23 protein-coding genes are annotated in these 25,401 nt (G+C 62.1%); 18 read left to right on the top strand and 5 right to left on the bottom strand.

Annotated elements, in window-relative coordinates; all coding sequences use genetic code 11:
- The first annotated feature begins 74 nt into the window (after positions 1-74).
- The 5 genes from ACMLHZ_RS00435 to ACMLHZ_RS00455 are packed head-to-tail and all read left to right on the top strand — an operon-like array spanning position 75 to position 5,343.
- Positions 75-1,640, top strand: a complete 1,566-nt coding sequence (locus ACMLHZ_RS00435; protein ID WP_418665850.1) for an MBOAT family O-acyltransferase — start codon at positions 75-77, stop codon at positions 1,638-1,640.
- Between the two features lie 19 nt (positions 1,641-1,659).
- On the top strand, positions 1,660-2,610 hold the full coding sequence (locus ACMLHZ_RS00440; protein WP_418665851.1) for a hypothetical protein: 951 nt from the start codon (positions 1,660-1,662) through the stop codon (positions 2,608-2,610).
- Positions 2,611-2,625: 15 nt separating this feature from the next.
- Entirely contained in the window at positions 2,626-3,939 is a 1,314-nt protein-coding gene (locus tag ACMLHZ_RS00445; protein ID WP_418665852.1) for a surface carbohydrate biosynthesis protein, read from the top strand.
- A 9-nt stretch (positions 3,940-3,948) separates the two neighbouring features.
- Positions 3,949-5,181, top strand: a complete 1,233-nt coding sequence (locus tag ACMLHZ_RS00450; protein WP_418665853.1) for a lipopolysaccharide biosynthesis protein — start codon at positions 3,949-3,951, stop codon at positions 5,179-5,181.
- 36 nt (positions 5,182-5,217) lie between these two features.
- Positions 5,218-5,343 (top strand): hypothetical protein, encoded by a 126-nt coding sequence (locus tag ACMLHZ_RS00455; RefSeq protein WP_418665854.1) that lies wholly within the window; start codon positions 5,218-5,220, stop codon positions 5,341-5,343.
- Positions 5,344-5,558: 215 nt separating this feature from the next.
- Here ACMLHZ_RS00455 and ACMLHZ_RS00460 read toward each other — a convergent pair whose 3' ends face one another.
- Positions 5,559-6,743, bottom strand: coding sequence for a DUF4097 family beta strand repeat-containing protein (locus ACMLHZ_RS00460; protein ID WP_418665855.1), 1,185 nt, complete (start codon positions 6,741-6,743; stop codon positions 5,559-5,561).
- A gap of 1 nt (position 6,744) precedes the next feature.
- Positions 6,745-7,152 (bottom strand): DUF2089 domain-containing protein, encoded by a 408-nt coding sequence (locus ACMLHZ_RS00465; protein WP_418665856.1) that lies wholly within the window; start codon positions 7,150-7,152, stop codon positions 6,745-6,747.
- Positions 7,153-7,474: 322 nt separating this feature from the next.
- Between ACMLHZ_RS00465 and ACMLHZ_RS00470 the strand changes: the two genes are divergently transcribed.
- The 8 genes from ACMLHZ_RS00470 (at position 7,475) to ACMLHZ_RS00505 (ending at position 15,219) form a co-directional block, all read left to right on the top strand.
- Positions 7,475-8,596: an N-acetyl sugar amidotransferase gene (locus ACMLHZ_RS00470; protein ID WP_418665857.1), complete on the top strand. Its 1,122-nt coding sequence runs from the start codon at positions 7,475-7,477 to the stop codon at positions 8,594-8,596.
- 48 nt (positions 8,597-8,644) lie between these two features.
- Positions 8,645-9,679 carry an acyltransferase family protein gene (locus ACMLHZ_RS00475; RefSeq protein WP_418665858.1) on the top strand — a complete coding sequence of 345 codons (1,035 nt, stop codon included), beginning with the start codon at positions 8,645-8,647 and terminating at the stop codon, positions 9,677-9,679.
- A 461-nt stretch (positions 9,680-10,140) separates the two neighbouring features.
- On the top strand, positions 10,141-10,878 hold the full coding sequence (locus ACMLHZ_RS00480) for a methionine ABC transporter ATP-binding protein (RefSeq protein WP_418665859.1): 738 nt from the start codon (positions 10,141-10,143) through the stop codon (positions 10,876-10,878).
- 12 nt (positions 10,879-10,890) lie between these two features.
- Positions 10,891-11,559: a methionine ABC transporter permease gene (locus ACMLHZ_RS00485; RefSeq protein WP_418665915.1), complete on the top strand. Its 669-nt coding sequence runs from the start codon at positions 10,891-10,893 to the stop codon at positions 11,557-11,559.
- 106 nt (positions 11,560-11,665) lie between these two features.
- Positions 11,666-12,496, top strand: a complete 831-nt coding sequence (locus ACMLHZ_RS00490) for a MetQ/NlpA family ABC transporter substrate-binding protein (RefSeq protein ID WP_418665860.1) — start codon at positions 11,666-11,668, stop codon at positions 12,494-12,496.
- Positions 12,497-12,668: 172 nt separating this feature from the next.
- Positions 12,669-13,826 carry an aromatic amino acid transport family protein gene (locus tag ACMLHZ_RS00495; RefSeq protein WP_418665861.1) on the top strand — a complete coding sequence of 386 codons (1,158 nt, stop codon included), beginning with the start codon at positions 12,669-12,671 and terminating at the stop codon, positions 13,824-13,826.
- A 16-nt stretch (positions 13,827-13,842) separates the two neighbouring features.
- The gene (locus tag ACMLHZ_RS00500; protein ID WP_418665862.1) at positions 13,843-14,580 is read left to right on the top strand and encodes a gamma-glutamyl-gamma-aminobutyrate hydrolase family protein; all 738 of its coding nucleotides are present in this window, start codon (positions 13,843-13,845) and stop codon (positions 14,578-14,580) included.
- An 18-nt stretch (positions 14,581-14,598) separates the two neighbouring features.
- Positions 14,599-15,219, top strand: coding sequence for an NUDIX hydrolase N-terminal domain-containing protein (locus ACMLHZ_RS00505; protein ID WP_418665863.1), 621 nt, complete (start codon positions 14,599-14,601; stop codon positions 15,217-15,219).
- 413 nt (positions 15,220-15,632) lie between these two features.
- On the opposite strand, the gene ACMLHZ_RS00510 is transcribed toward ACMLHZ_RS00505, so the two are convergent.
- The gene (locus ACMLHZ_RS00510; RefSeq protein ID WP_418665864.1) at positions 15,633-16,187 is read right to left on the bottom strand and encodes a hypothetical protein; all 555 of its coding nucleotides are present in this window, start codon (positions 16,185-16,187) and stop codon (positions 15,633-15,635) included.
- Between the two features lie 184 nt (positions 16,188-16,371).
- On the opposite strand from ACMLHZ_RS00510, the gene ACMLHZ_RS00515 reads away from it, so the two are divergent.
- From ACMLHZ_RS00515 to ACMLHZ_RS00535, 5 genes are all read left to right on the top strand, one after another.
- Entirely contained in the window at positions 16,372-16,968 is a 597-nt protein-coding gene (locus ACMLHZ_RS00515; protein WP_418665865.1) for a GNAT family N-acetyltransferase, read from the top strand.
- Positions 16,969-17,017: 49 nt separating this feature from the next.
- On the top strand, positions 17,018-18,277 hold the full coding sequence (gene hflX / locus ACMLHZ_RS00520; protein WP_418665866.1) for a GTPase HflX: 1,260 nt from the start codon (positions 17,018-17,020) through the stop codon (positions 18,275-18,277).
- A 368-nt stretch (positions 18,278-18,645) separates the two neighbouring features.
- Positions 18,646-19,077 (top strand): Lrp/AsnC family transcriptional regulator, encoded by a 432-nt coding sequence (locus tag ACMLHZ_RS00525; RefSeq protein WP_418665867.1) that lies wholly within the window; start codon positions 18,646-18,648, stop codon positions 19,075-19,077.
- A gap of 71 nt (positions 19,078-19,148) precedes the next feature.
- The gene (locus ACMLHZ_RS00530; RefSeq protein WP_418665868.1) at positions 19,149-19,691 is read left to right on the top strand and encodes a DUF4358 domain-containing protein; all 543 of its coding nucleotides are present in this window, start codon (positions 19,149-19,151) and stop codon (positions 19,689-19,691) included.
- A 150-nt stretch (positions 19,692-19,841) separates the two neighbouring features.
- Positions 19,842-20,831, top strand: a complete 990-nt coding sequence (locus tag ACMLHZ_RS00535) for a glycosyltransferase family 2 protein (RefSeq protein WP_418665869.1) — start codon at positions 19,842-19,844, stop codon at positions 20,829-20,831.
- A 72-nt stretch (positions 20,832-20,903) separates the two neighbouring features.
- On the opposite strand, the gene ACMLHZ_RS00540 is transcribed toward ACMLHZ_RS00535, so the two are convergent.
- Together ACMLHZ_RS00540 and ACMLHZ_RS00545 are read right to left on the bottom strand one after the other, a co-directional pair.
- The gene (locus ACMLHZ_RS00540) at positions 20,904-23,045 is read right to left on the bottom strand and encodes a hypothetical protein (protein WP_418665870.1); all 2,142 of its coding nucleotides are present in this window, start codon (positions 23,043-23,045) and stop codon (positions 20,904-20,906) included.
- Between the two features lies 1 nt (position 23,046).
- The gene (locus ACMLHZ_RS00545; RefSeq protein WP_418665871.1) at positions 23,047-25,158 is read right to left on the bottom strand and encodes an efflux RND transporter permease subunit; all 2,112 of its coding nucleotides are present in this window, start codon (positions 25,156-25,158) and stop codon (positions 23,047-23,049) included.
- Between the last annotated feature and the right edge of the window lie 243 nt (positions 25,159-25,401).

Here is a 25,401-nt window from a genome sequence, read left to right on the forward strand (position 1 = left end):
CCGAGCGGGCAAACTGTATAATAAACGTTTGGGGCGTGCGCGCGTCCTATAAAAAGGAAAGGGGCGGTTTCAGGGTGAGTTTTCAGAGCTTTTCTTATTTTGCCTTTCTGCCCCTGGTGGCTTTCGCCTATTTAAAGCTTGCTCCCAAACGCTTTCAGCCCGGCCTGCTGCTGGCGGCCAGCCTGCTGTTCTATTGGTTCAACCGCCCTTCCGCCGCCCAATTCGGCGGGCTGTGGCAGGCGCTGCCCCTTGCCCTTCTGTGCGCAAGCTGCTTGTTTGTGTGGCGCCTCGGGCTGGCCATCCAGGCCGCCGCCGCGCCCCGCAAGGGCCGGCTTTTGGGGTTCGGGGCCGTCCTTTTGCTTTTGGTGCTGGCCCTTTTCAAATATTATAACCTGGTTTTGCCGCTTCTTCCCCTCGCGCCCGGCGCGCTGCACAGCCTGCCCTTTCCCCTCGGCGTCAGCTTTTACACCTTCGCGGCCCTCAGCTACCTCATCGACGTGCGCCGGGGCGATCTGCCCGCAGAGCGCAGCCTTGTGGATCTTGCGGCCTTTCTGTGCTTTTTCGGCACCATCACCGCCGGGCCAATCTGCCGTGCACGCCTTGTGCTGCCGCAGTTAAAGCAGGAACACCGCTTTTGCGCGGCACGCACCGTGCGCGCGCTCCAGCTCTTCGCGCTGGGCCTGTTCAAAAAGGTGGCGGTGGCCGACGTGCTGCTGCTGTTCGCTCAGCAGGTGTTTGGCGATCTTTCGGGCCACGGCGGCCCCACCCTGCTGCTGGCCCTCGTTTTTTATACCTTCTATCTCTACTTCGATTTTGTGGGCTACTCCGAGATGGCGCGGGCCAGCGCTCTCTTGCTGGGGCTCGAGATCCCCGAAAACTTCAAAACGCCCTTTTTTGCCGCCAACTTTTCCGGCTTTTGGAACCGGTGGCACATCAGCCTCTCCTCTTGGCTGCAGGATTATCTCTTCACTCCCCTCGTCTGGGCCGACGCCTCCCGCCTGCCTCTCGTCGGCAGGCGCGTCAGCCGTTTTTCGCCCGTGTTCTGTGTGGCTGTGGTGTTCTTTGTCTCGGGCTTCTGGCACGGCAGCACCCTGCCCTTCGTGGTGTGGGGCCTTTTGCAGGCCGTCTACCGGGTGGGGGAGGAGCTTTTGCACCAGCGCCTGGGCAAGCCCAAAAAAAAGGCTTCCGCCCGGCTGCTCTGGGCCAAGCGGGGGGGCGTATTCTGCCTGTGGGTGTTCAGCATGGCCTTTTTTGCCATGGGCTCCGGCGTAGGCCAGCCCGCGGGCGCGCAGTACGGCGTGGCCGAGGCCTTCACCCTGCTGGCGGGCCTTTTCCGGGGCTGGGCCCCCGGGCGCTTTGCCGCCGAGAGCTGGCAGGCGGTTTTGCACGGTTTTTACGCCCAGCCCCTGATGGCGGCCGCCTATCTTGTGTTTCTGGCTCTCACGCTGGCGCTGGCTTTTTGGCTGGACTGGCAGCGCAATTTCCATTTTAAAAATGGCAGCGAAGAGCTGGTGCTGTCCGCCCAAAGGCCCTGGGTGCGCTGGGCGCTCTACTACGCCCTGGTGCTGGGCATTTTTGCGGGCCTCGTGATCCAGAACGGCGGCTTTGCCGGGGGCAGCTTTGCCTACGGCGGCTTTTAACGAAAGGGGGCGCCGCGCCTTGAAAAGCATTTTAAAAAAACTGACATTGCTGTTGCTCCCGATGGCCGCCTATTTCTGCCTCTTTGCCGCGTTCGAGCCGAACAACTACTTCGGCCTGCGCGCCCAAAGCTACAGCGAGGCCCCCATCGCCCGCCTCAAGGCCTACGCGCAGTCGCCCGGCCCGCGGGTCATCATCGGCGATTCCCGCCTCGCGCACTTTGACATGCAGCAGGTGCAGGCGGTGTCCGGCCGCGCCTGGCAAAACCTTGCTTTCGGCGGCGCCTCGCTGCGCGAGGGGGTGGATGTGCTCAACTGGGTGCTGGAGCAGACCCCGGACCTGGAGGAAGTGGTGTTCGGCCTGTCGTTTTACACCGTCACCAAAACCTACGACGCCGACCGCATGAGCACCCTGCAAAAAACGCTGGACAACCCTCTGGCTTACCTTTTCAATCTGGAATACAACGTGAACATGCTCACCGCCCTCTCCGAGCGGCTGCGCGGCGTGCCCGGCGGCGGCAGCGAGGAGACGGGCGACTGGTCCTGGCCCGCCGATTACACCGGGCCGGACGGCACGGTCTACCCGCTGCACACCCGCCTCGCCACCTATCCCGAGGCCCTTGTGCCCCGCTGCCAGGGCTGGGCTCTGAACGAGGAGCAGCTCGAGCGCCTGTGCCAGGCGGCGGCCGCCTGCCAGGCGCGGGGGGTCAGGCTCACGGTGGTGCTGCCCCCCATGGCGGATGTGGTGCTCACCGGCGCCTGCCAGCCCTACGGCATCCCCCGGCAGATGGAAGAGGATTTCCTGCCCCGCCTTGCCGGCTGGGCGCGCTTTTACGGCTTCACGGTGCTGGACTACGAGTGGGCGCACCGCCCGGAGCTCGACGACGACAAGCAGTTTTTCGACGGCTTCCATCTCGACACCACCTATGGCCTGCCGGTCTGGACCGAGCAGCTTTTCACCGACATTGGATAAGGAGGGCGCGCACACGTGGGCCTGGACTTTTTGATTCTTTACGAGCATCCCGTGCGGGAATACGAGAGCGATCTTCTGCTCAAGCTGGAGCTGCAGCGCCGGGGCTACACCGCCGAGATCCGGCAGCTGCTGGACCGCAAAAAGCTCAAATACTTCACCTGGAAAAAGCCAAAGGTGCTGGTGGCAAGCTGCATGTACGACAACGAGGCCATCAACAGCCATGTGTACAACAATGTGGGGCGGCTCAACAAGATCGTGAACCTTCACTGGGAGCAGATGCTCAGCGACACCCAGGAGGAGGGCGACTGGTTCAACATGGGCGGCAACGCCAAAAAGTGCGTGCAGACCTGCTGGGGCCGCCGCACCGCCGCCCGCCTTGCGGCCCACGGCATGCAGGAAAAAAACTGCCCGGTCACCGGCGCAGTGATGATGGATTTCCTGCGCCCGGAATTCCGGGGTTATTACAAGGATAAGGCCGCCCTCTGCGCCGAGTTCGGCCTCGACCCCAAAAAACAGCTGCACCTGTATATCTCCAGCTTCGGCTATGCCAGCATGACCGAGGCCGAGGTGCGCGAATTAAGCGATATGGCCGGCACCGATTTCACCGCCTTTGCCGCCGTCAACCGGGCCAGCATGGCCGAGACCCTCTCCTGGTTCGACCGGTACCTGGCCGGCCACCCCGAAGTGGAGCTGGTATACCGCCGCCACCCCAGCGAGTGGAACAGCCCGGCCCTGGCCCAGCTTTGCGCAAAACGCCCCAACTTTCATGTGATCTTCGAGCGCGGCGTGAAGGACTGGATCGTGGCGGCCGACTCCATCTCCATCTGGATGAGCACCGCCATCGCCGAGGTGTACATGGCCGGCAAGAGCTGCCATATCCTGCGCCCGGCCCCCATCCCGCACGAATACGACCCCGTGATCTACGCCGGGGCGCGGTATGTCACAAGCTACGAGGCGTTCCAGGCGGCCATGGCCGACAAACGCCCCCCCTTTCCCATCGCCAAAGAGGTTATCGAGGGCTACTTCGACCCCAGCCCCCTGCCCGCCTACAAGCGCATGGCCGACCTGCTGGAGCAGGTGTACAAAGAGCCCCCGCGCAGCGACCCCATGGGCCCCGGCTTTGCCCCGCATTTCAACTGGCTCAAGTTTTTCGCCCTGTGGGGGGTGCACATCCTGTTTGCGCTGCGCCTTCCCCCCCAAAAGCTGTTCTTTTTCCACAAGGGCCTGGCGGGTTTTGCACAGCGCATCTACGGGTATGTTGAAAAGGCCCATGTGCCAAAGGCCCGGACCCGGGCCATGGAGCAGGCGCTGCGGCCCTTTGTTCAGTAAGGAGTGCTCATGGAAAAACAGCTTCGCAGAAACGTGCTGTTCAACACGGCGGGCAGCCTGGTGTTCTATTTTTGCCAGGCGGCCATGAACCTGCTGGTCACGGCGCTGGCCGGCATCGAGGCAAACGGCCTGCTGGCCACCGCCATGACCGCCGCCAACGTGGCCTTAAGCTTTGCAAGCTTTGGCATGCGCACCTTTCAGGTGTCCGACCTCTCGGGCAAATACACCGACCGCACCTATCTCTTCAGCCGTTACCTCACGGTGGCGGCGGCCTGGGTGGGGTGCATGGGCTTTGCCTTTGCAAACGCCTATTCCGCCCAGCAGCGCTGGGTGATCTTTCTCTACACCGGCTACCGCCTCATCGAGAGCTTCAGCGACGTGTGGCACGGCTACCTGCAAAAGGCCGAGCGCATGGACATCGTGGGCGTCAGCTTCGGCGTGCGCGGCCTCGTGACCGCGGGCACGGTGGTGGCCGGGCTGCTGCTCACCCGCGACCTGGTCATCACCCTGGCCGCGCTGCTGGCGCTGAATGCCGCCTACGTGCTGGCCGTGGACCTGCCCCTCGCCCGCCGGCGGGCGGACCTCGCGGCCCGGGGGGGCGCGGGGGTGGGCGCTTTGCTGCTGGAATGCCTGCCTCTGGCGGTCTACGCCAGCCTGAACACCACCATCCCTTCGGTGCCCCGCTACTACTGCGAGCGCCTTGCGGGCAAGGTCGAGCTGAATTACTTTGCCAACGTGTTTTTGCCGGTGCTTGTGCTCCAGGTGGCGGTGGTCTACCTGTTCGTGCCCTTCATCACCACCTTTGCCCGGCTGTGGCAAAGCCGGAACAAGGCCGGGTATTTCAAGGGTCTCGGCCTGCTGGCGGCGGGCCTTTGCCTGCTGTGGGCCGCGGGCGCGGCGGGCGTGGCCCTGCTGGGGCGGTGGGGCCTGTCGGTCCTGTACCCCACCACCCCGGAAATTTTAAACTACGCCGGCCTTTTGCAGCCCCTCGTGGCCGCCACCGTGCTCACCGTGGCCGCCACGGTGCTGTGCAATCTGCTCACCATCGCCCGCGCCATGAAGGGGCTCATTGTCGGCTGCCTTGCGGGGCTTGGCGCCGCGCTGCTGGCCAGCCCCGGCCTGATCGCGGCCCACGCGGCTTGGGGCACGGCCTACGCCACCATCCTGGGGGTGGGGGTGCAGGCCGCCTGCCTGCTGGCGTGCTTGCTCCTGCGCTGTAAAAAACAGTTCGCGGCCGCTTAACGCGCCGCCTAAAATTTAAAGAAAGAAGGGTTTTTCATGTCGATGCTTCCGTTCATAGGTGTGTTCAATGTTCTACTGGCCCTGGTGTTCGCCCTGGGCGGCACGGTGCTGCTGGTGCTCGCCATCTGGGCACTGCTGATCTACATCCGCAAAAACCGCTGAAATTAAAATGCGGCAAACCCCACCCGCCGTCGGCTTTTTCGCCGTCCGCCGGGTGGGGTTTGTCGTTTATAAGGGCCGGAACAACTGCCAATCCTCTTCCTTGTTCAGTGGAAATTACACCCTATCAGGGGTGAAAGACCGTCCCTTGAATGGAAACAACACCATTCAAGGGACGGTCTTTCACATTTATATTTTATTTTGGGGCCTTCCGCCTCTCACGCCCGCGCCACCTTCATATTGCCTGAGATCGTGCTCAGCTTGAGCTTTGCGTAGCCGTCGCCGTGCACGGCCTTTCCCTGCTTGCCGCCCAGTTCCCCCTGCACCTGAAAATCCGTGCTGAACCGGCCCGACACGCTGGAGAATTTGGCGGCAAAGCCCACTTCGCCGGGCAGCGTCAACTCAATCCCGCCCGAGGTGGTGGCAAGCACCGCCTTGCCGGGGCACTGGCCCAGGGCAAGCCGCAGCGCCCCCGAAACGCTCTTCAACTGCAATTCCTCGGCGCTGCCCCACGCCTCCACCGCGCCCGAGGTGGTGCCAAAATCCGCGGCCTGGGCTGCAAAGTCCTCGGCGCGCACCGCGCCGGAAATGCTTTTTGCCGCAAGCCGGCGGGCCGTCACGCCCCCCAGCGATACCACCCCCGAGGTCGAGCTCGCCTCCAGCGTCTGGGCGCACAGGCCGGTCAGGTAGGTCTTTCCCGCCACATTGGCGCACTTCACCCGCCCCAGGCCGGCCGCCAGTGCGGCGGGCAGCTCCACCACCAGGTGCTTCGAGAGGGGCCAAAGGCCAAACAGGATCACCTCCCGCGCCCAGCGCACGGTCAGCACCCCGCCCGCGGTCTGCAGCTGCAGCTGCCGCCCCTCGGGCAGCGCCGTGCGCGCATACTCGGTCACACGGATGCGCTCGCCCCTCCAGGCGCGCACCTCCACCGGGCCGCTGATCCACGAAATATCCAGATTCTCGATCCCCGCCGCGTCCACGGTATATTCATATTGCTGCCAGCCGGGGGCGGGGGGCGGGCAGGTCTCGTATTCATAGCGGGGCGTTTGCTCCCGGTCTGCGCCGCCCCACTCCCCTTCCGCCGTTTCCCGCGGCGGGGCGTCGGGCTCTCCCGCCGCTTTTTCGCTCTCGGCCGCGGCTGCCAACAAATCGTCCGGCAGCTGCAAGGTGGGTGCCGGGGTGCTGAACACGGCCGGCCCCACGCCCGCTTTCTCTCCGTTTGGCCGGGCCGTTTCCCCCGCGCCCTGCTCCTGTGCCGGCACCGCTTCTTCCTCTTTTGCCGGCGCGGGCTCCTCCTGTGGGGCGCCGCTCTCCCCCAGTGCCTCCAGCAGCTTCTGCGCCTCCTCAACGTTGATTTTGCCCTGCTCCAGCATTTCCAGTACCTTGCGTTTTTCTTCGCTCATGTCACTTTCCACCTCTCAGTTGATTCAGCGCCTCAACGGCTGTTTCCACATCGATCTCCTTGTTTGCGAGCCTCGTCAATATCTCGCTGCGCTCCTCATCCTGGCGCACCGCCCGCAGCTCCGGGGTCTCGTCCAGCCCCAGCGCGGCCAGCGCGGCTTCCAGCATGTTTTTCACTGTGGGGTAGCTCACCCCCAGCGCCTTTTCCACCTCTTTAATGGATCCCCTGCAGCGCAGAAACGTCTCCACGAACTGTAAGTGCTTTTCTTCCAGGCTGCAAAACCGGCAGGGCGAAAATTCCCCCGACAGCTCGGTCCCGCAGCGGCCGCACCGCAGCTTGGTCACCCGCATATCCTGCCCGCAAACCGGGCATCTGGCGGGCGCGTGGAACCCCTTTTCTCCATTGTTCATCCTTTTCCCCCGCTTTTTTGCCAAAGGGCGGGCGCAGCTTTTGCCACCCGGCCCGGCGTTTTCCTGTTCTGTTCTGAGAATACGCTTATTTTTCACGAAAGTCAATATAAAAATTAATTTTATTAATATTTTTAATAAATAATTTTAATCCGCTTTGCTTAATTTTTAATCTTCTATTAAAATCCGCCTTCCAAAAACCGCGCGGGCTTTTTCCAAAAGGGGCTGGTATGCCGTCCCGCTTTCATGGTATACTGTGTAAAGGGCAGGGGCAGGTCCCCACGCCCCCTTTGTTTTAGCCTGAAAACAGGAGGAAGTTAACGCCATGAAATATTGTAAAAAATGCACCATGCCCGATACCCGCCCCGGCATCACCTTCGACGCCGAGGGCGTGTGCAGCGCCTGCCGCCATTACGAACACCGCGCCGATGTGGACTGGCAGGCCCGCTGGAAAGAGTTCGAAGCCCTGTGCGATAAATACCGCGGCTGCAACGGCCCCGGCGGCTACGACTGCGCCGTCGCGGTCAGCGGCGGAAAGGACAGCCACTTCCAGGTCTATATCCTGAAAGAGGTCATGCACATGAACCCCATTCTGTTCAGCGTCGAGGATAATTTCCCCATGACCGAGGCGGGCAAGCACAACCTGAAAAACATCTCCGAGGCGTTCGGCTGCACCATCATCAGCTGCAAGCCCAACATCAAGGCCCAAAAGACCCTCATGCGCGCCTTTTTTGAAAAGTACGGCAAGCCCACCTGGTATGTGGACCGCCTGATCTACACCTTCCCGCTGCACATGGCCCTGAAATTCAACACGCCCCTTTTGTGCTACGGCGAGAACGTCAGCTTCGAATACGGCGGCAGCTCCGATCAGGAGACCTACAGCGCCAAGGGCCAGATCGAAAACGGCGTGGCCGTGGGCTTCCCCGAACAAGAGCTGCTGGGCTACGGCGTCACCGCCAACGACCTGGCGCTCACCAAGGCCCCTACCCCCGAAGAGCTGGACCGGCTGGACCCGTTCTACATGAGCTATTTCCTGCCCTGGAACAGCTATAAAAACTACCAGTTGGCCAAAAGCCGCGGCTTCCACGACCTCACCCACGAGTGGGACCGCGCCCACCACGCCGAGAACTTCGACCAGATCGACAGCCGGGCCTATCTCGTGCACTCCTGGCTCAAATATCCCAAATTCGGCCATGCCGCCGCCACCGACTACACCGCCCGCTACATCCGCTACGGCATGATGACCCGCGACGAAGCCATCCCCATCATCAAAGCGCGCGACGGCAATCTGGACCCCTTGAGCGTGCAGGATTTCTGCGCCTTCTGCGGCTACAGCGAAGCCGAGTTCTGGGCCATCATCGACAAGTTCTACAACCGCGACATCTTTTACAAGGACGAATACGGCCGCTGGATGCTCAAAGAGCCCATCTGGGAAGAAAACAAATAGGCCAGCTGCCGCTCATTTTTACGGGCACATACGAAAGGGATTCCTGCTATGCCGCAACCACATAAAAATTATGCCTCCATTGATTTGGCCAAGTTCGCGGCCGCATTGCTGGTCGTCGTTCTGCACCTGGGGCCAGGCGGCCTTTTTGTAAAACAGTTTCTTTGCCGCCTGGCGGTGCCGTTTTTCCTGGTCTGCGCCGGGTACTTTTTGTTTTCAAAATTGCAAAAGGGCAGCGCACCAAGCCCCGTGGTGCTGCCCTATTTCCTGCGGATCCTGCGGCTTTATGCCGTGTGGACCGTGCTTTATTACCTTGCGCTGCCGCTGTTCACACTTTCCTATAACCGGCAGGAAATCGCCTTTCTGGTCCATCCTCTCCAGCTGTTGCAGCGGCTGTTCCTTACCGGCAGCTGGTCGGTTTTGTGGTACCTGCTGGGGCTTTTGTGGGCGGTGGCGCTGTGCTGGCTGTGCCTGCGGCTCGGTCTGGGCGCCAAGGGCACCCTGATCGCCGCCGCTCTGCTTCACCTGTTTGGGCTGGCCGGTCAGGGGATCGCCTCTTTCAGCCTGCAGATCCCCCTTTTGGGCGCCCTTTTAAACGCAGTCCAGTTGGTGTTTGATTCCACCCGAAACGGTCCGTTTTTCAGCTTTTTTTATGTTGCCCTGGGCCTGTGGCTGGCCAGCCAGCCTCTGCCCTCCCGCCGTTTTGCTGCGGGGGGCCTGGCGCTTTCGGCCCCGCTTTTGTGCTGCGAAGTGTATGCAGTGCAGCACTTTTTTGAGGGGGCCGCTTCCGCGCCCGATTACTATCTGCTCACTATTCCCACCATCTTTTTTCTGTTTGCCCTTTTAATTCAGGTCGGTGGCGAAGCTGGCCCGGCGCACCGGGCGCTGCGCACCATGAGCACCCTGATTTATTGCAGCCATATCCTCGTCTGGCTGGTATTGGGGTTTATTTGCTGGCTGCTGGGTATTTCCCTTTCTTCCCCCGCCCTGTTCGCGCTTGTACTTGGGCTTTCGTCCGCTTTTTCGCTGGCCGTCACATTTTTGGCCCGGCGGCAGGGTTTCCGCTGGCTTCGCTGGCTGTATTGATCCTTTGTTTGCCGCCCAAAAGTCCGGCTCTGCATTTTCTTCCCATTCCGGCAAAAAAGTGCTTGACAAACCCCACAACGCCGAGTATCATAAATGCATATTCGCAAAGACGTTGACGAGAAGAGTAGGTTTCCGGCATCGACCCTCTCAGAGAGCCCGGGCAGGTGAAAGCGGGCAGGGCACAGGAAACCGAACATGGCCTCCGAGTCGCGCGGGCGAGGGGCAGGAGCCCTAAATCCGCGACGGGTGCGCCCGTTAAAGCGCCGGGCTGTAAGCGGTTCATCTCCGCCGCAGCCGGTAAGGCCGTTTTCCCGCAAGGGTGCGGCGAACCAAGGTGGTACCACGGGTGCTTTTCATGCCCCCGTCCTTGTTGCAATGCAAGGACGGGGGCATTTTTTGCTGCATTTGCCCTGCGGCGGTTTTCTGTATTTTATTAAAACAATGTGGGTGAAACAAACAGTATGATCGAGATCAAGAATCTATCCAAAACCTTCCCGGTAAAAACCGGCGACGTGGCGGCCCTCACCGGCGTGTCCGCCACCATCGCCGACGGCGACATTTTCGGCATCATCGGCATGAGCGGCGCGGGCAAAAGCACCCTGCTGCGCTGCCTGTGCCTGCTGGAGCAACCCTCCGGCGGCCAGATCCTGCTGGACGGGCAGGACCTGGCGCATCTCTCGGGCGCCGAGCTGCGCACCGCCCACCGCAAAATGGGGGTGGTGTTCCAGGGCTACAACCTGCTCATGCAAAAAACCGTGGCCGAGAACGTGGCCTTCCCCTTAAAGCTCGCAAAGCACGATAAAGCCCAGGTGGCCGCCCGGGTGGCCGAGCTGCTGGAGCTGGTGGGCCTGGCCGACCGGGCTGCCAGCTACCCCAGCCAGCTCTCGGGCGGGCAAAAGCAGCGGGTGGCCCTGGCCCGCGCCTTGGCCAGCCGCCCCGAGGTCCTCCTGTGCGACGAACCCACCAGCGCCCTGGACCCGCTCACCACCAAAAGCGTGCTGGAGCTTTTAAAAAGCATCAACAAAAAGCTGGGCGTCACCATCATCATCATCACCCACGAGCTGTCGGTGGTGCGCACCATCTGCAACCGGATGGTGGTCATCGACAACGGAGGCGTGGTGGAACAGGGCTTTACCCGGGAAATTTTTGAAAATCCCCAAAGCAGCGTCGCCCGCCTGCTGCTGGGCAAGGAGGTGTAAGCGGTGCAGACCATTCTTGATTTTGTTTCCCAATACGGCAGCCTTCTTGCCGAGGGCACGGCCGAAACCCTTTACATGACCCTGGTGCCCACCTTCTTTGCCTATGTGCTGGGCCTGCCCATGGGGGTGCTGCTCACCATCACCAAGGCCGGCGGCATCGCCGCCGCCCCCCGCTTCAACGCGTTTTTCGGCTGGCTGGTCAACATCCTGCGCAGCCTGCCCTTCATCATCCTGATGATCTTCATCATTCCCCTCACCCGCTTCATCGCCGGCACCTCCATCGGCGCCACCGCGGCCAACGTGCCGCTGGTCATCGCCGCGGCCCCCTTTGTGGCCCGCATGGTCGAGCAAAGCCTCGAAGAGATCGACGGCGGCGTGATCGAGGCCGCCCGCTGCATGGGCGCCACCAACTGGCAGATCGTCACCCGGGTGCTGCTCATTGAAAGCGTGCCCAGCCTTCTGCGGGGCCTGTCCATCAGCACCATCACCATTCTGGGCTACACCGCCATCACCGGCGCGGTGGGCGCGGGGGGCCTGGGCAACATCGCGTTCCGCTTCGGCTACCAGCGCTACCAGGACAACGTGATGTACGTAACGGTGGTGCTGCTGATCCTCTTGGTCTGCGTGATCCAAAGCATCTTCAACCTGCTGGCCGCAAAGGCCGACAAGCGCAGCCGCTGATCCCCTTGCATTAAAGCCCGCCGCCCCGGGAAGCGTACGGCCCGGCCCGGCGCGGCTTTAAGATAAAACCGCTTTTCCAAACAAGAAATAGAGGAGTGTATCACACATGAAAAAGTTTTTGAGCCTGGCCCTGGCGCTCTGCCTGGCCCTCGGCCTCGCCGCCTGCGGCGGCGGCAAACAGTATCAGATCGGCATCCCGGCCGACGCCACCAACGGCGCCCGCGCCCTGCTGCTTTTGCAGGACCAGGGCATCCTCACCCTCAAAGAGGGTGTGGGCCTTTCCGCCACCGAGCGCGACATCGCCGAGAACCCCTATAACGTGAAGATCGTCGCCATGGAAGCCGCGAACCTCCCCGTCAGCCTGAGCGATCTGGACTTTGCGGTCATCAACGGCAACTACGCCAGCGGCGCCGGCATCGGCGATACCGTGCTCACCACCGAAGACGCCGAGAGCGTGGCCGCAAAGACCTACGGCAACGTGCTTTCCGTCAAGGAGGGCCGCGAGGCCGAGCCCGCCATCCAGGCCCTGGTGGCCGTGCTCATGAGCGCGGACGTGCAAAGCTGGATTCAGGCAAACTACAACGGCGTGGTCATGCCCATGGGCGCGCAGGACCTTTCCCTCCCCGAAATTGCCGAGCCGGTCACCCTCAAGGTGGGCGCCTCGCCCAGCCCCCACGCCGAGATCCTGCAATACGCCGCGCCCCTTCTGGCCAAGCATAACGTGACCCTGGACATCGTGGAGTTCGACGATTACGTCATGCCCAACACCGGCGTCGAGGACGGCAGCCTGGATGCGAACTACTTCCAGCACCAGCCCTATCTCGACGATTTCAACGCTCAGCAGGGCACCCACATCGTCAGCGTGGGCACCGTGCACTACGAGCCCATGGGCCTGTACCCCGGCAAGACCGCCAGTCTGGACGAACTGAAAAAATAATCGTTTTCAAAGCAGCGCTCCCGCCCAAACGGCCGGGGGCGCTGCTTTTCTTTGCGGCCCCGGCGAACGGGCGCGCAGGAACCGCAAAGATATGCTATAATAAAACAATCAATCATGTGCGGCCCGGCGTGCGGCAAGGCCCGGCCGTTCTGGAAAGCGGAGGAATGTATTTATGAAGCCCATCATCGAAAGCGAGGCCCGCCTCTCCGTGTGGGAGGCCACCAGCATCATCATCGGCCACAGCATCGGCGGCGGCATCATGGCCGTGCCCTTTCTGGCCGCGCGCAACAGCTTTGTCAGCGTGGTGCTCATCATTCTGGCGGCATTTTTCTGCAACGTGCTGCTGCATTTCATGATCGCCGAGCTGTCCTACAACTGCGGCGGGCTGCAAATGGTCAAATGCTTCGAGACCTTCCTGTTCCGGGGCCGGGGCAAAACCGCCCTCACCTGGGCCGCCTTCGCCCTGTTCGGCTTCTCGGTCATCATCAACATCAGCGGCTACATCATCGGCGCGGCCGAGGCCATCGTAGCCCTGGTGCCCATGCCTCTGTGGCTGGCCGAGACCATCTTCTTTGCACTGGCTGGGGGCGTGGTGCTGTTCGGCCTCAAGGCGGTGGGCATTTTTGAAAAATACACCGTGCTGCTGATCTACGGCATCGTGGCGCTGCTGGCCGTGGCCGTGGCCTTTGTGCCCTGGGCGCCGCTGCCCGCCGTCACCCAAAGCGCCAACGCGGCGCTGGCTCTGTTCGGCATGGGCATGTTTGCGCTGGCGGCCAACCAGTCGGTCATCCAGGCGGTGAAGGGCCTCGGGGGCGAGGCAAAAAAGATCCGTCTGTCCATCGTGTTGGGCATCGGGCTGGACGCAGTCCTGGTGCTGGCCCTCACCACCGCCACCCTGCTGGGCTCCCAGGGCCAGGTCACCGAACTGGCCCTCCTGGGCCTCTCCCGGGGGGTGGGCAGCTGGGCCGTGTGGATCGGCAGCCTGTTCACCGCCCTGGCGCTGGTCACCACCTTCTGGTCCAGCACCCTGAACCTGCGCGACATCGTGCACGAGCAGCTCCGCCTGGGCAACAGGCTCTGCTGGCTGCTGGCCGCGCTTCCCTCGTTCCTCATCGCGGTGCTGGGCCTGGGCACCTTCCTCTCCTTCACCCGCATCGTCAGCGCCATCTCGGTCATCGGCGGGCTGCTGCTCATCATCACCTACGGCATCTCCCGCCGCAAGGCGGCCGAGAGCCCCATCTGCGGGCGGTGGGGCTCGGCGCCCTTCCAGTGGCTCATCATCGCCGCCAGCGTGTTGGCCGCGGTGGGTTCGCTTATCTCCATCGACTGAAAGGGGGAACAGCATCATGCGCGAGCCTGTCATCGGCGTGGTGGATCTGGGCAGCGACCCGTTCCGCCGCTATATGAAAAACAAATACCTCGCCGCGCTGCGCGCCGCCGGGGCCCAGCCCCTGCCGTTGGGCTGGGCCGCCGACCCGCAGGCGGCCGCAGCGGCCATGGCCCGCTGCAGCGGCCTGCTTCTGCCCGGCGGGGCGGATCTCGCCCCCGCGCTGTACGGCCAGGCCCCCCGCCCCAAATGCGGCAAGCCCTGCCCCGGGCGGGATACCGCCGAGCCTCTGCTTTTTGCCGCCGCCCGCGCCCAGGGCAAGCCGGTCCTGGGCGTGTGCCGGGGCTGCCAGCTGCTGAACGCAGTTTTGGGCGGCACCCTGTACCAGGACCTCTCCGAGCTTCCCGCGGCGCACCTGCGCCATATGGACTTTTTTGGCCGTGCAAAGCACGTGCACACAGTGACCCTCGCTCCCGGCAGCCGCCTGGCGGCCTGCCGGGAGCAGGGCGCGGGCGTGCAGGGGGTAAACTCCATGCACCATCAGGCGCTGCACACGGCGGCGCCCGGCCTTGCGGTCACCGCCCTCAGCGAAGACGGCGTCATCGAGGCGCTGGAAGCCTCCGCCGGGCCCTTCTGCGTCGGGGTGCAGTGGCACCCCGAGCATCTTTTCCACCGCGATCCCTTTGCCCTGGCCATCTTCCGCGCCTTCGTACAGGCGGCGCAGGGGGCGCCCTGTCCGCCCCGCGCGGCAAATTAAAATCCCGAGGTAAATGCAATGCAAAATAACAAGTGGCTGCAGTGGGCAATGGAATTGCAAAGCCTTGCCCAGTCCGGGGCGGCATACGCCAAGGACGTTTACGACCAAGAGCGCTATGCCCGGATCCGCCAAATTTCCGCCGAGATCATGAGCCATCTGTCCGATGTCCCCGTCGACACAATCAAGGGCCTGTTCTGCAACGAAAGCGGCTATCAAACCCCAAAAATCGACACAAGGGCCGCGATCTTCCAGGGCGAGAAAATCCTGCTTGTGCACGAAAACAACGGCACCTGGTCGCTTCCCGGGGGCTGGTGCGATGTGGATCAGTCCGTGGCCTCAAATGTAGTGAAGGAAGTCAAGGAAGAGGCGGGGCTGGATGTCTCGGCTGAACGCCTGATCGCCGTGCAGGACTGGCGGCTGCACAACGTACAAAACCACGCCTATGGCGTGGTGAAAATCTTCGTGCTGTGCAGTCTGGCAGGCGGTTCCTTTGCCCCAAACCTCGAAACCACCGAAACACGATATTTTGGCTTGGATGAACTGCCAAAAGATCTGGCGACCGAAAAAACGACCGCGCAGCAAATTCAAATGTGTTTTAACGCATATCACAGCGGTACCTGGTCAACACAGTTCGATTAAACTTCAACCCGGCAAAAACCAAAAAGCACAAAAGCCCTGGGGCGCCTGCCTTATCGCTAGGCGCCCCAGGGCTTTCGCTTTCCAATGTTAGCGGCCATTCCCCCACCGGAACCATTTTTCGCCGCGCGCATAGAATGTGCTAAAACATTCCTGATTTCACAGGGGGTGCGTCATGGCGCGTTTACACCGCGGTTCCAACAACCCAAAAGGGGGGCTCGTGATCATCGGCCTTGCCTGGCTGGTCACCCTTGTGGCCCTGCTTGTTCTCAGCTTCACCGGCCTCTCCCCGGCAGCCCGCGCAAAAGGCAGCGCCCTCGCTCCACTCGCCTCGCAGCGGGTGCCGGGGTCCTCTCGGCCCCAAAGCCCGCCCGCGGCCCAAAGCGGGCGGTCGGCCCCCGCGGCCCAGCTCTGCTTTACGCCGCCGCCGAAATGGGCACCGGGCGCCGACCTAAAAAGGCCAGCGGTCCCTGGTAAACGACCCTAAGCGGGCGCAGGCGGGTAAAGTCCTGCGGGCGCACCAGGCTGGGGTGGCAGGGCAGTTTCAGCGCCCCCGCCTCCTCCAGGATCTCGGCCACAAAATGGCTGCAAAAATATTTACCCGGGCGTTCGTGCACGATCCCCATGCCCGCCAATGCAAGGCCCAGCACATCGTAATCGTACTGGGCCTTGCGGCGCTCCATTGCGGCCAGGCGCCGCTCAATCCTGCGGTAGGCGTTTTCGCTCACCTGCAATTCCAGCAGCAGGCTGTCCGCTCCACCGCAGCGCCCATATATCCCGCTGTACAGATTCTCCCGCACAAAGCCCGCTGGCAGGGGCGCTGCGGCGCTGCGGCGGGCAAAGCTGTACATCCGCTCCATATCCCGGTCCAGCGCAAGGCTCACATGGGTGTAGCGGCTGCGCGTGGCGCCGTGCAGGGCTCTGGAAAACAGGGTGTCGGTTCGGGTAAGCAAAAGATAAACGCTGGGCATCGGTCGATCCTCTCCTTTTGTGGTATGGCTTCAGCCTACACCCTCCACAAGCTGGAAGGTCAAGGCTTTTTTCGCTTCTGTCATCTAAAACGAGGAAAAGCCCCCGCTTTCTTCGCTCTTTTCTCCGAAAAGTTTGACAAGCGCCTTTCCTCCCCTTATAATGAAGGGAACTTTTTACCGGGAGGTGTTCACCTTGCGCCACTTGGGCACTCAGCCGCTGCGCACCGCGCGGCTCACTCTTTTGCCTCAAACCACGGCGGATGCGATCCCCATGTTCGAAAACTGGGCCAGCGACCCGGAAGTCACCCGTTACCTGCGCTGGGAGCCGCATCAGTCCTGGACCGATACCGCGGCGCTCCTGGCCGCGTGGGAACCGCTCTATCAAAACCCCGATTACTACCAGTGGGGCATTCACCTGAACGAAAGCGGCGTTTTGATCGGCTCCATCAGCCTGCAGCGCGGCGAAGAGAGCGACCCCGGGGCCTGGCGCGTCCCTGGGCTCGATTTCAGCCAGGGTGTGTGGGATCCCGGCTACTGCATCGGCCGGGCCTTCTGGAACCGGGGCTATACAACCGAGGCTCTGCTGGCCGTGCGGGATTACTGGTTTAACCAGGTAGGCGGGTCCTGGCTCGCCTGCTGCCACGCATCGGCAAACCCCGCCAGCGGCCGGGTAATGCAGAAGGCCGGCTGGGTGTACGATCACGACGCGGTGTATCACAAATTCAACGGCGCCCCCGTGGATTGCCGGGTATACTATCAAAAGAATCCAAACGAGCCATAACGTGCTCTCCGGCCCTCTGCGCGGCCGGGAGCAGCCTGAAAGGAGATCCATGACCGAACAAAAGCAAAAGGAATTTCCGCCGGTAAAGGTGGTGCTGCTGGGGCTGGACCAGGGCGAGTTCGATCCCTACCGCAGCATGGCCGAGCTGGCCGCTTTGTGCCAGGCCAACCATATGCAGGCCGTGGCCGAGCTGGTGCAAAAGCGCGCCGCGCCCGAGGCGGGCACCGTGCTGGGCGAGGGCAAGCTGGCCGAGGCCCGGCTCTACTGCCAAAACCTCGGGGCCGAAGCCGCCGTGTTCGACGGCGAATTGTCCGGCAGCCAGCTGCGCAACATCTCAGACGCCTTGGACGTTGAGGTGCTGGACCGCACCATGCTCATTCTCGAGATCTTCCGCAGCCGCGCGGTCACAAACGAGGGCAAGGTGCAAACCGAGCTCGCCCTGCTGCGCTACCGGCTGCCCCGCCTCGCGGGCCTGGGTGAAAGCCTGTCCCGCCAGGGCGGCGGCGGGGCCGGCGGCGGCGGCGCCCGCCGCGGCGCCGGCGAAAGCAAGCTGGAATACGACCGTCGGCACGTGCGGCGGCGCATCGAGGCGCTGGAAGCCCGCCTGGCCGAGCTGGAAAAACGCCGCGGCGAGACCAGGCGCGCCCGCCAAAAGGCCGGCGCGCCCGTCGTCAGCCTGGTGGGTTATACAAACGTGGGCAAATCCAGCCTGCTGAACGCCCTGTGCGGCGCTGAAGTGCTCGAGGCGGACATGCTGTTCGCCACCCTCGACCCCACCGCCCGCAAGCTCACCCTGCCCAGCGGCCTCTCGGTGGTGGCGGTCGATACCGTGGGCTTTGTCAGCCGCCTTCCCCACAAGCTGGTCGATGCCTTTAAGAGCACACTGGAAGAGGCCGCCTATTCTGATGTGATCGTAAAGGTGGCCGACGCGGCGGACGGCGAGCGCGAAACCCAGCTGGAAGTCACCGACCAGGTCCTGGCCGGGCTGGGCTGCACCGGCATCCCCCAGCTCACCGTGTACAACAAGTGCGACAAGCCGGGCGCGGTGCCCTTTGCGCCCGGCGTGCTGCTCACCAGTGCCAAGACCGGCCGCGGCCTGCCCGAACTGCTGGCCGCGCTGGATGCGGCTCTGGCCGACCGGGTGCGCCCGGTCCGGCTGCTGCTGCCCTATGCGCAGCTATCCCTGGCCGAGCCCATGCGCACCCGCGGCAGCGTTACCGCCGAGGAATACCGCGAAACCGGCGTGTACTTCGAGGGCTTTGTAAAAAGCACCGACCTGCACCTGTACCTGCCTTATCTCGTAGAGTGATCCTCAAAAAGGCCGCCCGGCTATACCGGGCGGCCTTTTCTGCGCACACAAACAACAAGACCCGCCTTGCGGCGGGTCTTGTTGCATAGAGGGGTGGGAAAGTATAAATAAGTGAGAAGCAATCAATTTTTGTGGCAGCGAATCGCTCACTGCAAGTATTAGTATACGGATTTTTCTTTATATGTCAAATCAAAAAGCTGGCAAAAAATTTAATTTTATTCTTTACTTTTCCATTTAAGCTTTATATAATTAAAATATTCCCCTGAAAAACCTTCTCTTTTTTGTTTTGTATCTTTTCCACAAGCCTCCGGCTTAATTAAAGCAAGATTTTTACATTCCACACAATGCTCATAAGGGAGGTACATTTTTTGGACAAACTCGACAAAAAGATCCTCACCCTTCTCACCCAGAACGCCCGTATGCCGGTCAAGGACATTGCAAAGCAGGTCTCGCTCACCAGCCCTGCCGTGAGCAGCCGCATCCGCCGCATGGAGCAGCAGGGCGTCATCGGCGGCTACACCGTGCGGCTGGAGCTGCCGGGCAGCGCCCACCAGGTAAGCGCGCTCATCAGCGTTTCCATCCAGCCCGCCCAGCGGCACGAGTTCCTTGCCATGCTGCAAAACGAACCGCAGGTGGTGCAGTGCTTCCACGTCACCGGCAGCCACAGCTTTATCGCCAAGGTCGGCTGCGGCAGCATGCAGGAACTGGAACACCTGATCACCCGTTTTCAGCAGCTCGGCCCCACCAGCACCCAGATCATCCTCTCCACCCCGGTGGACCGGCGTCTGCCCGCGCTTTAAGCGCGCCGCTCCCTCCGGCCCGGCATAACCGGCCGCCCGGCGGCCACACTAACCACAAAAGGAGTGTTTTCATGAAACGTTTTATTGCTTTCGGCCTGACCCTCTGCCTGGCGCTGGGCCTTGCCGCCTGCGGCGGCGCACCCGCCGGCAGCGGCCCCAAAGACTATGCCGCCGCCCTCTCCGCCGCCCGCCCCAGCGCCGACAACGACGCCTACCCCGTCTTCACCCTGAAAGACGGCGTGTGGGGCGCCTCGGGCGCTTATGCGGCCGATCTCAGCGAAGAAGACCTGCAAACTCAGGCAAGCCTTGCGCTGCAAAGCCTCGGCCTTGCGGCCGAGGACGTGCAGGAGGCCGCGTTCAGCCTGAGCCTCATGAACGTTCAGGCCTACGGCGTCGCCATTGTAATGCCCGCGCAAAACCGCACCGGCGCGGTAAAAGAGGCCCTGCAGGCTTACATCGACGGGCAGAAGGCCGCCCAGCAGAACTACCTGCCCGACCAGTACGCCATCGCCAAAGCCGCGCGGCTGGAAACCCTGAAAACCGGCGAGGTGGTGCTGGTCATGCGCGACGGCCAGAACGACGTTTACAGCGCCATTGAAAAGGCCCTCAAATAATCGGTGCCCGACCCTCCCGGCGGGCAGCGCCGGGGCGTGCGGGCTGTGCGCGGCGGGCATTTGCCCCCGCGCGCTTTTTTTGGTATAATGGGGCGCAGAGCGATCCCCCCGGTCCAGAACCAAATCTGTAAAGGAAAGGCGGCGCTTTGTATGAAAGCCACCGTCATCATCCCCAACCTCAACGGCGCGGGCTGGCTGCGCGACTCCATCGAATCCATCTGGGCCCAGACCGAGCAGGATTTTGAGCTCATTGTGGTCGACAATGCCTCCACCGACGAAAGCCTGGCCGTCGCCCGCAGCTACCAGGGCCGCCCGCGCTACCGGCTGATCGAAAACGACCGGAACACCGGGTTTTCCTTTGCCGTCAACCAGGGCATCCGGGCCGCGCAGGGCGAATACGTCGCCCTGTTCAACAACGACGCCTTTGCCGAGCCGGCTTGGCTCGAAAACCTGCTCGCGGCCGCGGCGGCCGATCCCCGCATTTTTGCGGTGGGCGGCCTGATGCTCCGCCATTTTGAGCGCACCCTGGCCGACGACGCGGGCGACTACGTCACCCTTTTGGGCTTTGCCTGCAAGCGGGGCGACGGCATGAAAGCCAGCCGTTACACAAAACCCTGCCGCATCTTTTCGGCCTGCGGGGGCGCGGCCCTTTACCGCAAAAGCATTCTGGATGAGATCGGTCTGTTCGACGAACACTTCTTCGCCTATTATGAGGATGTGGACATCAGCTGGCGCGCCAACAGCCTGGGCTACAAAAACGTTTACTGCCCCGCCGCCCGCTGTTACCACATCTGCGGCGCCACCACCGGCGCGGTCCGCTACAATTCCTTTAAAAGCGTGCAGAGCGGGCGCAACAGTATCCTTCTTCCTTACAAAAACATGCCGCTTTTGATGTTTGTTTTAAACCTTCCCTTTCTGGCCCTCGGCTACCTTTTAAAAGCCGTGATGTTCCGCCTGCGGGGCTTCGGCCCGGCCTATGGGCAGGGCTTCCGCGAGGCGCTCCAGACCTTTAGCAAGCTGCAAAAGCCGAAATTCCGCCTCAAAAATCTGCCCCATTACCTGCTCATCCAGCTGTGGCTCATCGCCGACACCTTCCGCTATATCATCTACCGTGCCCAGCGCGCGCTGGGGATCACCTGAACCGCAATTCGCCAAAGTAAATGCTGCCCCGGCGCAAGTTTTCGCCGGGGCAGTCTATTTTTTATGCAACGTTCAGTGAAACAGATTTTTGATCCTCTGCCAAAGGCCCGGCTTTTCAGCCGGCTGCGCCTCGGCCGGGGCCGCCTGCCCCACGCCCTCGCCTTCGCTTTGGGCGGGCTCCTCGGGCCCCTCCACCTTCATCACAAACTTTACGCTGGCTTTTACCCCCTCGGGCGCGCCGGTATAGCTGGTATAAGCGTCGGCCAGTTCTCCCAGCTCCTCGCCCACCTCGGTGAGGGCGGTCAGGTTCATGCCGCCCAGCTTGCCGGTGATCTGGTCGATGCCCTCGGTCTTATACTCGGCCACGCCGTCCTGCAATTCCAGCGCGCCGTCTGCCAGCGCGCCAGTGCCGGCCTTAAACTGGCCAATGGCCTCCTTCACCGTTTTGCTGCTGGCCGAAAGCTTTTCCAGTCCCTGCTCCAGCTCCGAAGCGCCCTTGTTCAGTTCGGCGGTGCCCTTTTGCAGTGCGGCCGCGCCGTCCGCCAGCTTCTGCGGGCCGCTGCCCAGCGCCGCCATGCTCGTGTTGAGCTGGTTCAAAGCGCCCGCCACGGTGTCCGCATCGTTCACATTGCCATTGTAAAGCCCGCTCATCAGGCCGGCGGCACTTTTCATCATGGCCTCGGCGCCGCCCATCGCGTTGGCAACGGTCTCGCTGCTCACGGTCGTTTTCAGCCCCGCCAGCGATGCGCCCATTGCCGTGTATTCCGGGCTGCTTTTCACTGCGGCGGCAGTTGCTGCCGCCACCTGCGCGGGATCCACCCGCGCATCAATCTGGCCGTTCACTGCTGCGGCAACGGCACTCAGCGCCGTCTTTGCGTTTTCCTCGCTCAGGCCCAGGCCCACAAGCTGCTGCACCACCGTGTCGTCGGCCGTCACCGCCGCCACCGCGTCCTTGCAGCCCTTCACGGAGCCCTGCGCCGCATTTCCGGCCGCCGCGCTGATGAACCCCTCCACGCCTGCGCTCAGTGCATCAATCTGGCCCGGCACTCCGTTCAGGGTGGCCGAAAGGCCGTTCATCTCGCTCTTCAGAGTCATGAACTGGTTGTTCAGCGCCTGCACGCCGCCCTGCGAAGCGGTAACCTGATCCACGACCTGCTGCACCGCAGGGGCCAGCAGCTGCGCGCCCTGGGTGAGCCCGCTCGCGCCTGCTGCCAGCCCCTGCGCTCCCTCGGCCAGCTGCCCCGCGCCGTCCTTCACCTGCTTTGCGCCCGAGAGCGCCGCGTCCACACCCTCGTCAAAGGTCTGGTAGCTCGCCTGGAACTCGGCCATTTTGCCATCCAGGGTGTCCACCGCCTGGCGCAGGGTTTTGGCGCCGTCCTGCAGCTCCCGGGTGGCGTTTTCCAGCTCGTCCAGCTTGCCGTCCAGGTCATCAAACCCGTCGGTGCCCGCAAGGCCGTCCTTTTTCAGCTCCTCCATGCTGGTGGCCGCCGCCAACAGGATCGCAGGCGCCTCAAAGCACCCGGTATCGGCCTCCACAGTCACCTCATCCAGAAAACAATCATACAGGCCGTCCAGCTGGGCGGGCAGCAGGCCGTCAAAGGTGGCCCTCATGCCCGGCAGGGCCGCAAAAGCCACCAGCTGGTTCTGCGCGTCGGTCTGCACGGTGCCGTGCTCGGCGGTAATGTTGGTAAACGCGCCCGCCGGCAGGTCCACCGCAATCATCGTCACAAAGGGGGTGTAAATATCCCGCAGGCTGCCGCCGATGGTGCGCTGGTATTTTTCGTTGTTGGTCAGCGCAATGTGTATGCCCACGCGCCCGGCCTTGCCCGTCAGCTCCCCGGCGGCAATGGGCGCGCCGTCCAGCGTGTAGGTAATGGCCGCGGTCACGGGCGGGGTCTTGTCGGTAACGCCCTGGTAATACACATCGTTGCCGCTGCCCTGAAAGGTGAGCGAACCGCCGCTCTGCTCCAGCTGCCACTCGCCTTTCAGATTTGTGATATCCCGCAGCGAGGTGCTGTCTGTAAATCCCGAAAGCCCCGTGTCGCTGTGTACCCAGCTGCTCACGGTCTGGCTTTTCACGCTGCCGTCGGCGTTTAAAATAACGAACACGTTTTCGTCCTTGGTCACCTCGCCCGCGGCAAAGGCGGGCAGGGTGCAGCCCGCCACCAGGGCAAGGGCCGCAAGGGCTGCGGTAAAGCGGTAACTGCGTTTCATCTCAAACACGCTCCTTTACAATTTTGGGCCAGTGGATGGTGGTTTTTTGAATGATGGGTGCGGTCAGGATCAGCAGCGCCGGCAGCACAAAAAGGATCACCAACATGCTGATGAGCGCCCCCCGGCTGATCAGCAGGCACAAACTGCTGATCAGCTCCATCTTCGATGCGGCGGCCACGCTGGCGGTGGCCACAAAAAAGGTCAGGCCGCTGGTCAAAATGCTGCGGCTGCACTGCTCCACCGCAATCTGCACCGCCTGCTTCACCGTGCGTCCCGCCGCCAGCTCCTCCCGGTAGCGGGTGGTGGTCAAAATGGCGTAGTCCACCGTGGCCCCCAGCTGGATGGTCCCCACCACAATGCTGGCCACAAAAGGCAGCACCGCGCCGCTGAAATAGGGGATGCCCATGTTGATCATAATGGCGCTCTCAATGGCCGCCACCAGCAGCACCGGGATCGAGACCGACTTGAACACGATCGCCACGATCAAAAACACCGCCAAAATGCTGGTGACATTCACATTGCGGAAGTCCACGTCCGCCACCTCGATCAGGTCCTTGGTCATGGCGCCCTCGCCGCTGATCACCCCCTGCGGGTCATAGCGCTTTACAATCGCGTTCATCCGGTCCAACTGGGCGTTCTGCGCCTCGGTACCGCTTTTATAACTGGAATTTGCCAGCAGCATCCGGTGCCCGCCCGCCGCAAAGATCTCCCGGATCTCTGCCGGCACAAAGCTCTCGGGGATGCCCCCGCCCAAAAACTTTTCGTAGCTGAGCACCTGGTTCACGCCCTCCACCCGTTCCAGCTCGCTGGTCAGTTCGGTGAGCTCGCTGTTGGAAATGGCCTCGTCCACGATCACAAAATGGGTGGTGGTCATGTCAAAATCATCTTTCAGGCGGTTTGTACCCACAATGCCCGCCATGTCCTGGGGCAGGCTGTCGAACAGCGTATAATATACCTCCACCTTGCTCTGCGCCACCGCAAAGGGCACAAACAGCAGCAAAAACACGATCAAAATAGGGATGTAGTGCTTCACCACAAAGTGTGAGGTGCGGGTCAGCTTGGGGATAAAGGTGCGGTGCCGGCGGCTGGCCACCGCCCTGCGGAAGGTCAGGATCATGGCCGGCAGAATGGTCACGGTGCACACCACCCCCAGCGCCACGCCCTTTGCCATTACAAGGCCGATGTCGGTGCCCAGCTTCAGGCTCATGGTGCACATGGCCAAAAAGCCCGCAATGGTGGTGAGCGAGGACCCCGCAATGGACGAAAAGGTGTTGCAGATGGCCTTCACCATGGCTCCCTCGGCCACCTCCCGGCTGGCCGGCTGGCCCTCGGGCACGCCGGCCTTCAGCTTTTCCTCCTCAAAGCGGTGCAGCAAAAAAATCGAAAAATCCATCGTCACGCCCAGCTGCAGCACCGTGGCCAGCGCTTCGGTGATGTAGCTGATCTGCCCCAAAAAGATGTTGGTGCCGAAGTTGTAAAGGATGGGAAACGCAATGCTCACCATAAAAATCAGCGGCACCACCGTGGCGTGGATGCTGGCAAACAGCACCAGCAGGCTGCACCCCACCGCGCACAGAATGTAAAGCGGCATCTCCTGGTCCACCAGCGCCTTGGTGTCGGCCAAAATGGCCGACATACCGCCGATGAAACAGTCCTTTTTCAAGATTTCCTGGATCTTTTGCACCGCACCCATGGTCTCGGCGCTGGCGCTGGTGCCGTCAAATTTCACGATCAACATGGTCGCGTCGTTCTTGCCATAAAAAAACTTCTGGATATCCCCCGGCAGCATCTCTGCCGGAATGGTCACGTCCAGCATGTCGCTGGTCCACATCACCTTGGCCACCCCCGGAACCGCAGCGATCTCGTCCTTCATGGCAAGCAGCTCGGCGGTGGGCATGTGCTCCACCGTGATCATGGCGGTGGAGGCGGTGTGGAAATCATCCTCCAAATATGCTTCGCCGATCATCGAGTCCAGTTCCGGCGGCAGGTAGGTCAAAATATCATAGTTGATATAGGTGCCCATCGCCCCCAGCACCGCCGGGATCAGCAGCAGCACCGCCGCCGCCAGCACCAGCTTGCGGCGCTTCACCACAAAGCGGGCAAAATGTTCCATGCCATCATCTCCTGTGTCAAACTGACTTTTGGTCATCGAATTGCAGTATACGCTTTTGCCGGCTGGCCGTCAATTCTTTAAATGACCAATAGTCACGATTTCATCGGCGTGACTTTTGGTCATTTTGGCAAATTGAAGATTTGTCCTTGCTTTTCTGCTGATTGCCACCTATACTAAAATCAAGAAAAAAGGTGGCAAAGCGCGAAAGAGCTGTTTTTGCCCGCTTCAAATTTAAAGGGGGAT

This window comes from Allofournierella sp., from assembly GCF_048388525.1.
GTDB lineage: Bacteria > Bacillota > Clostridia > Oscillospirales > Ruminococcaceae > BQOK01.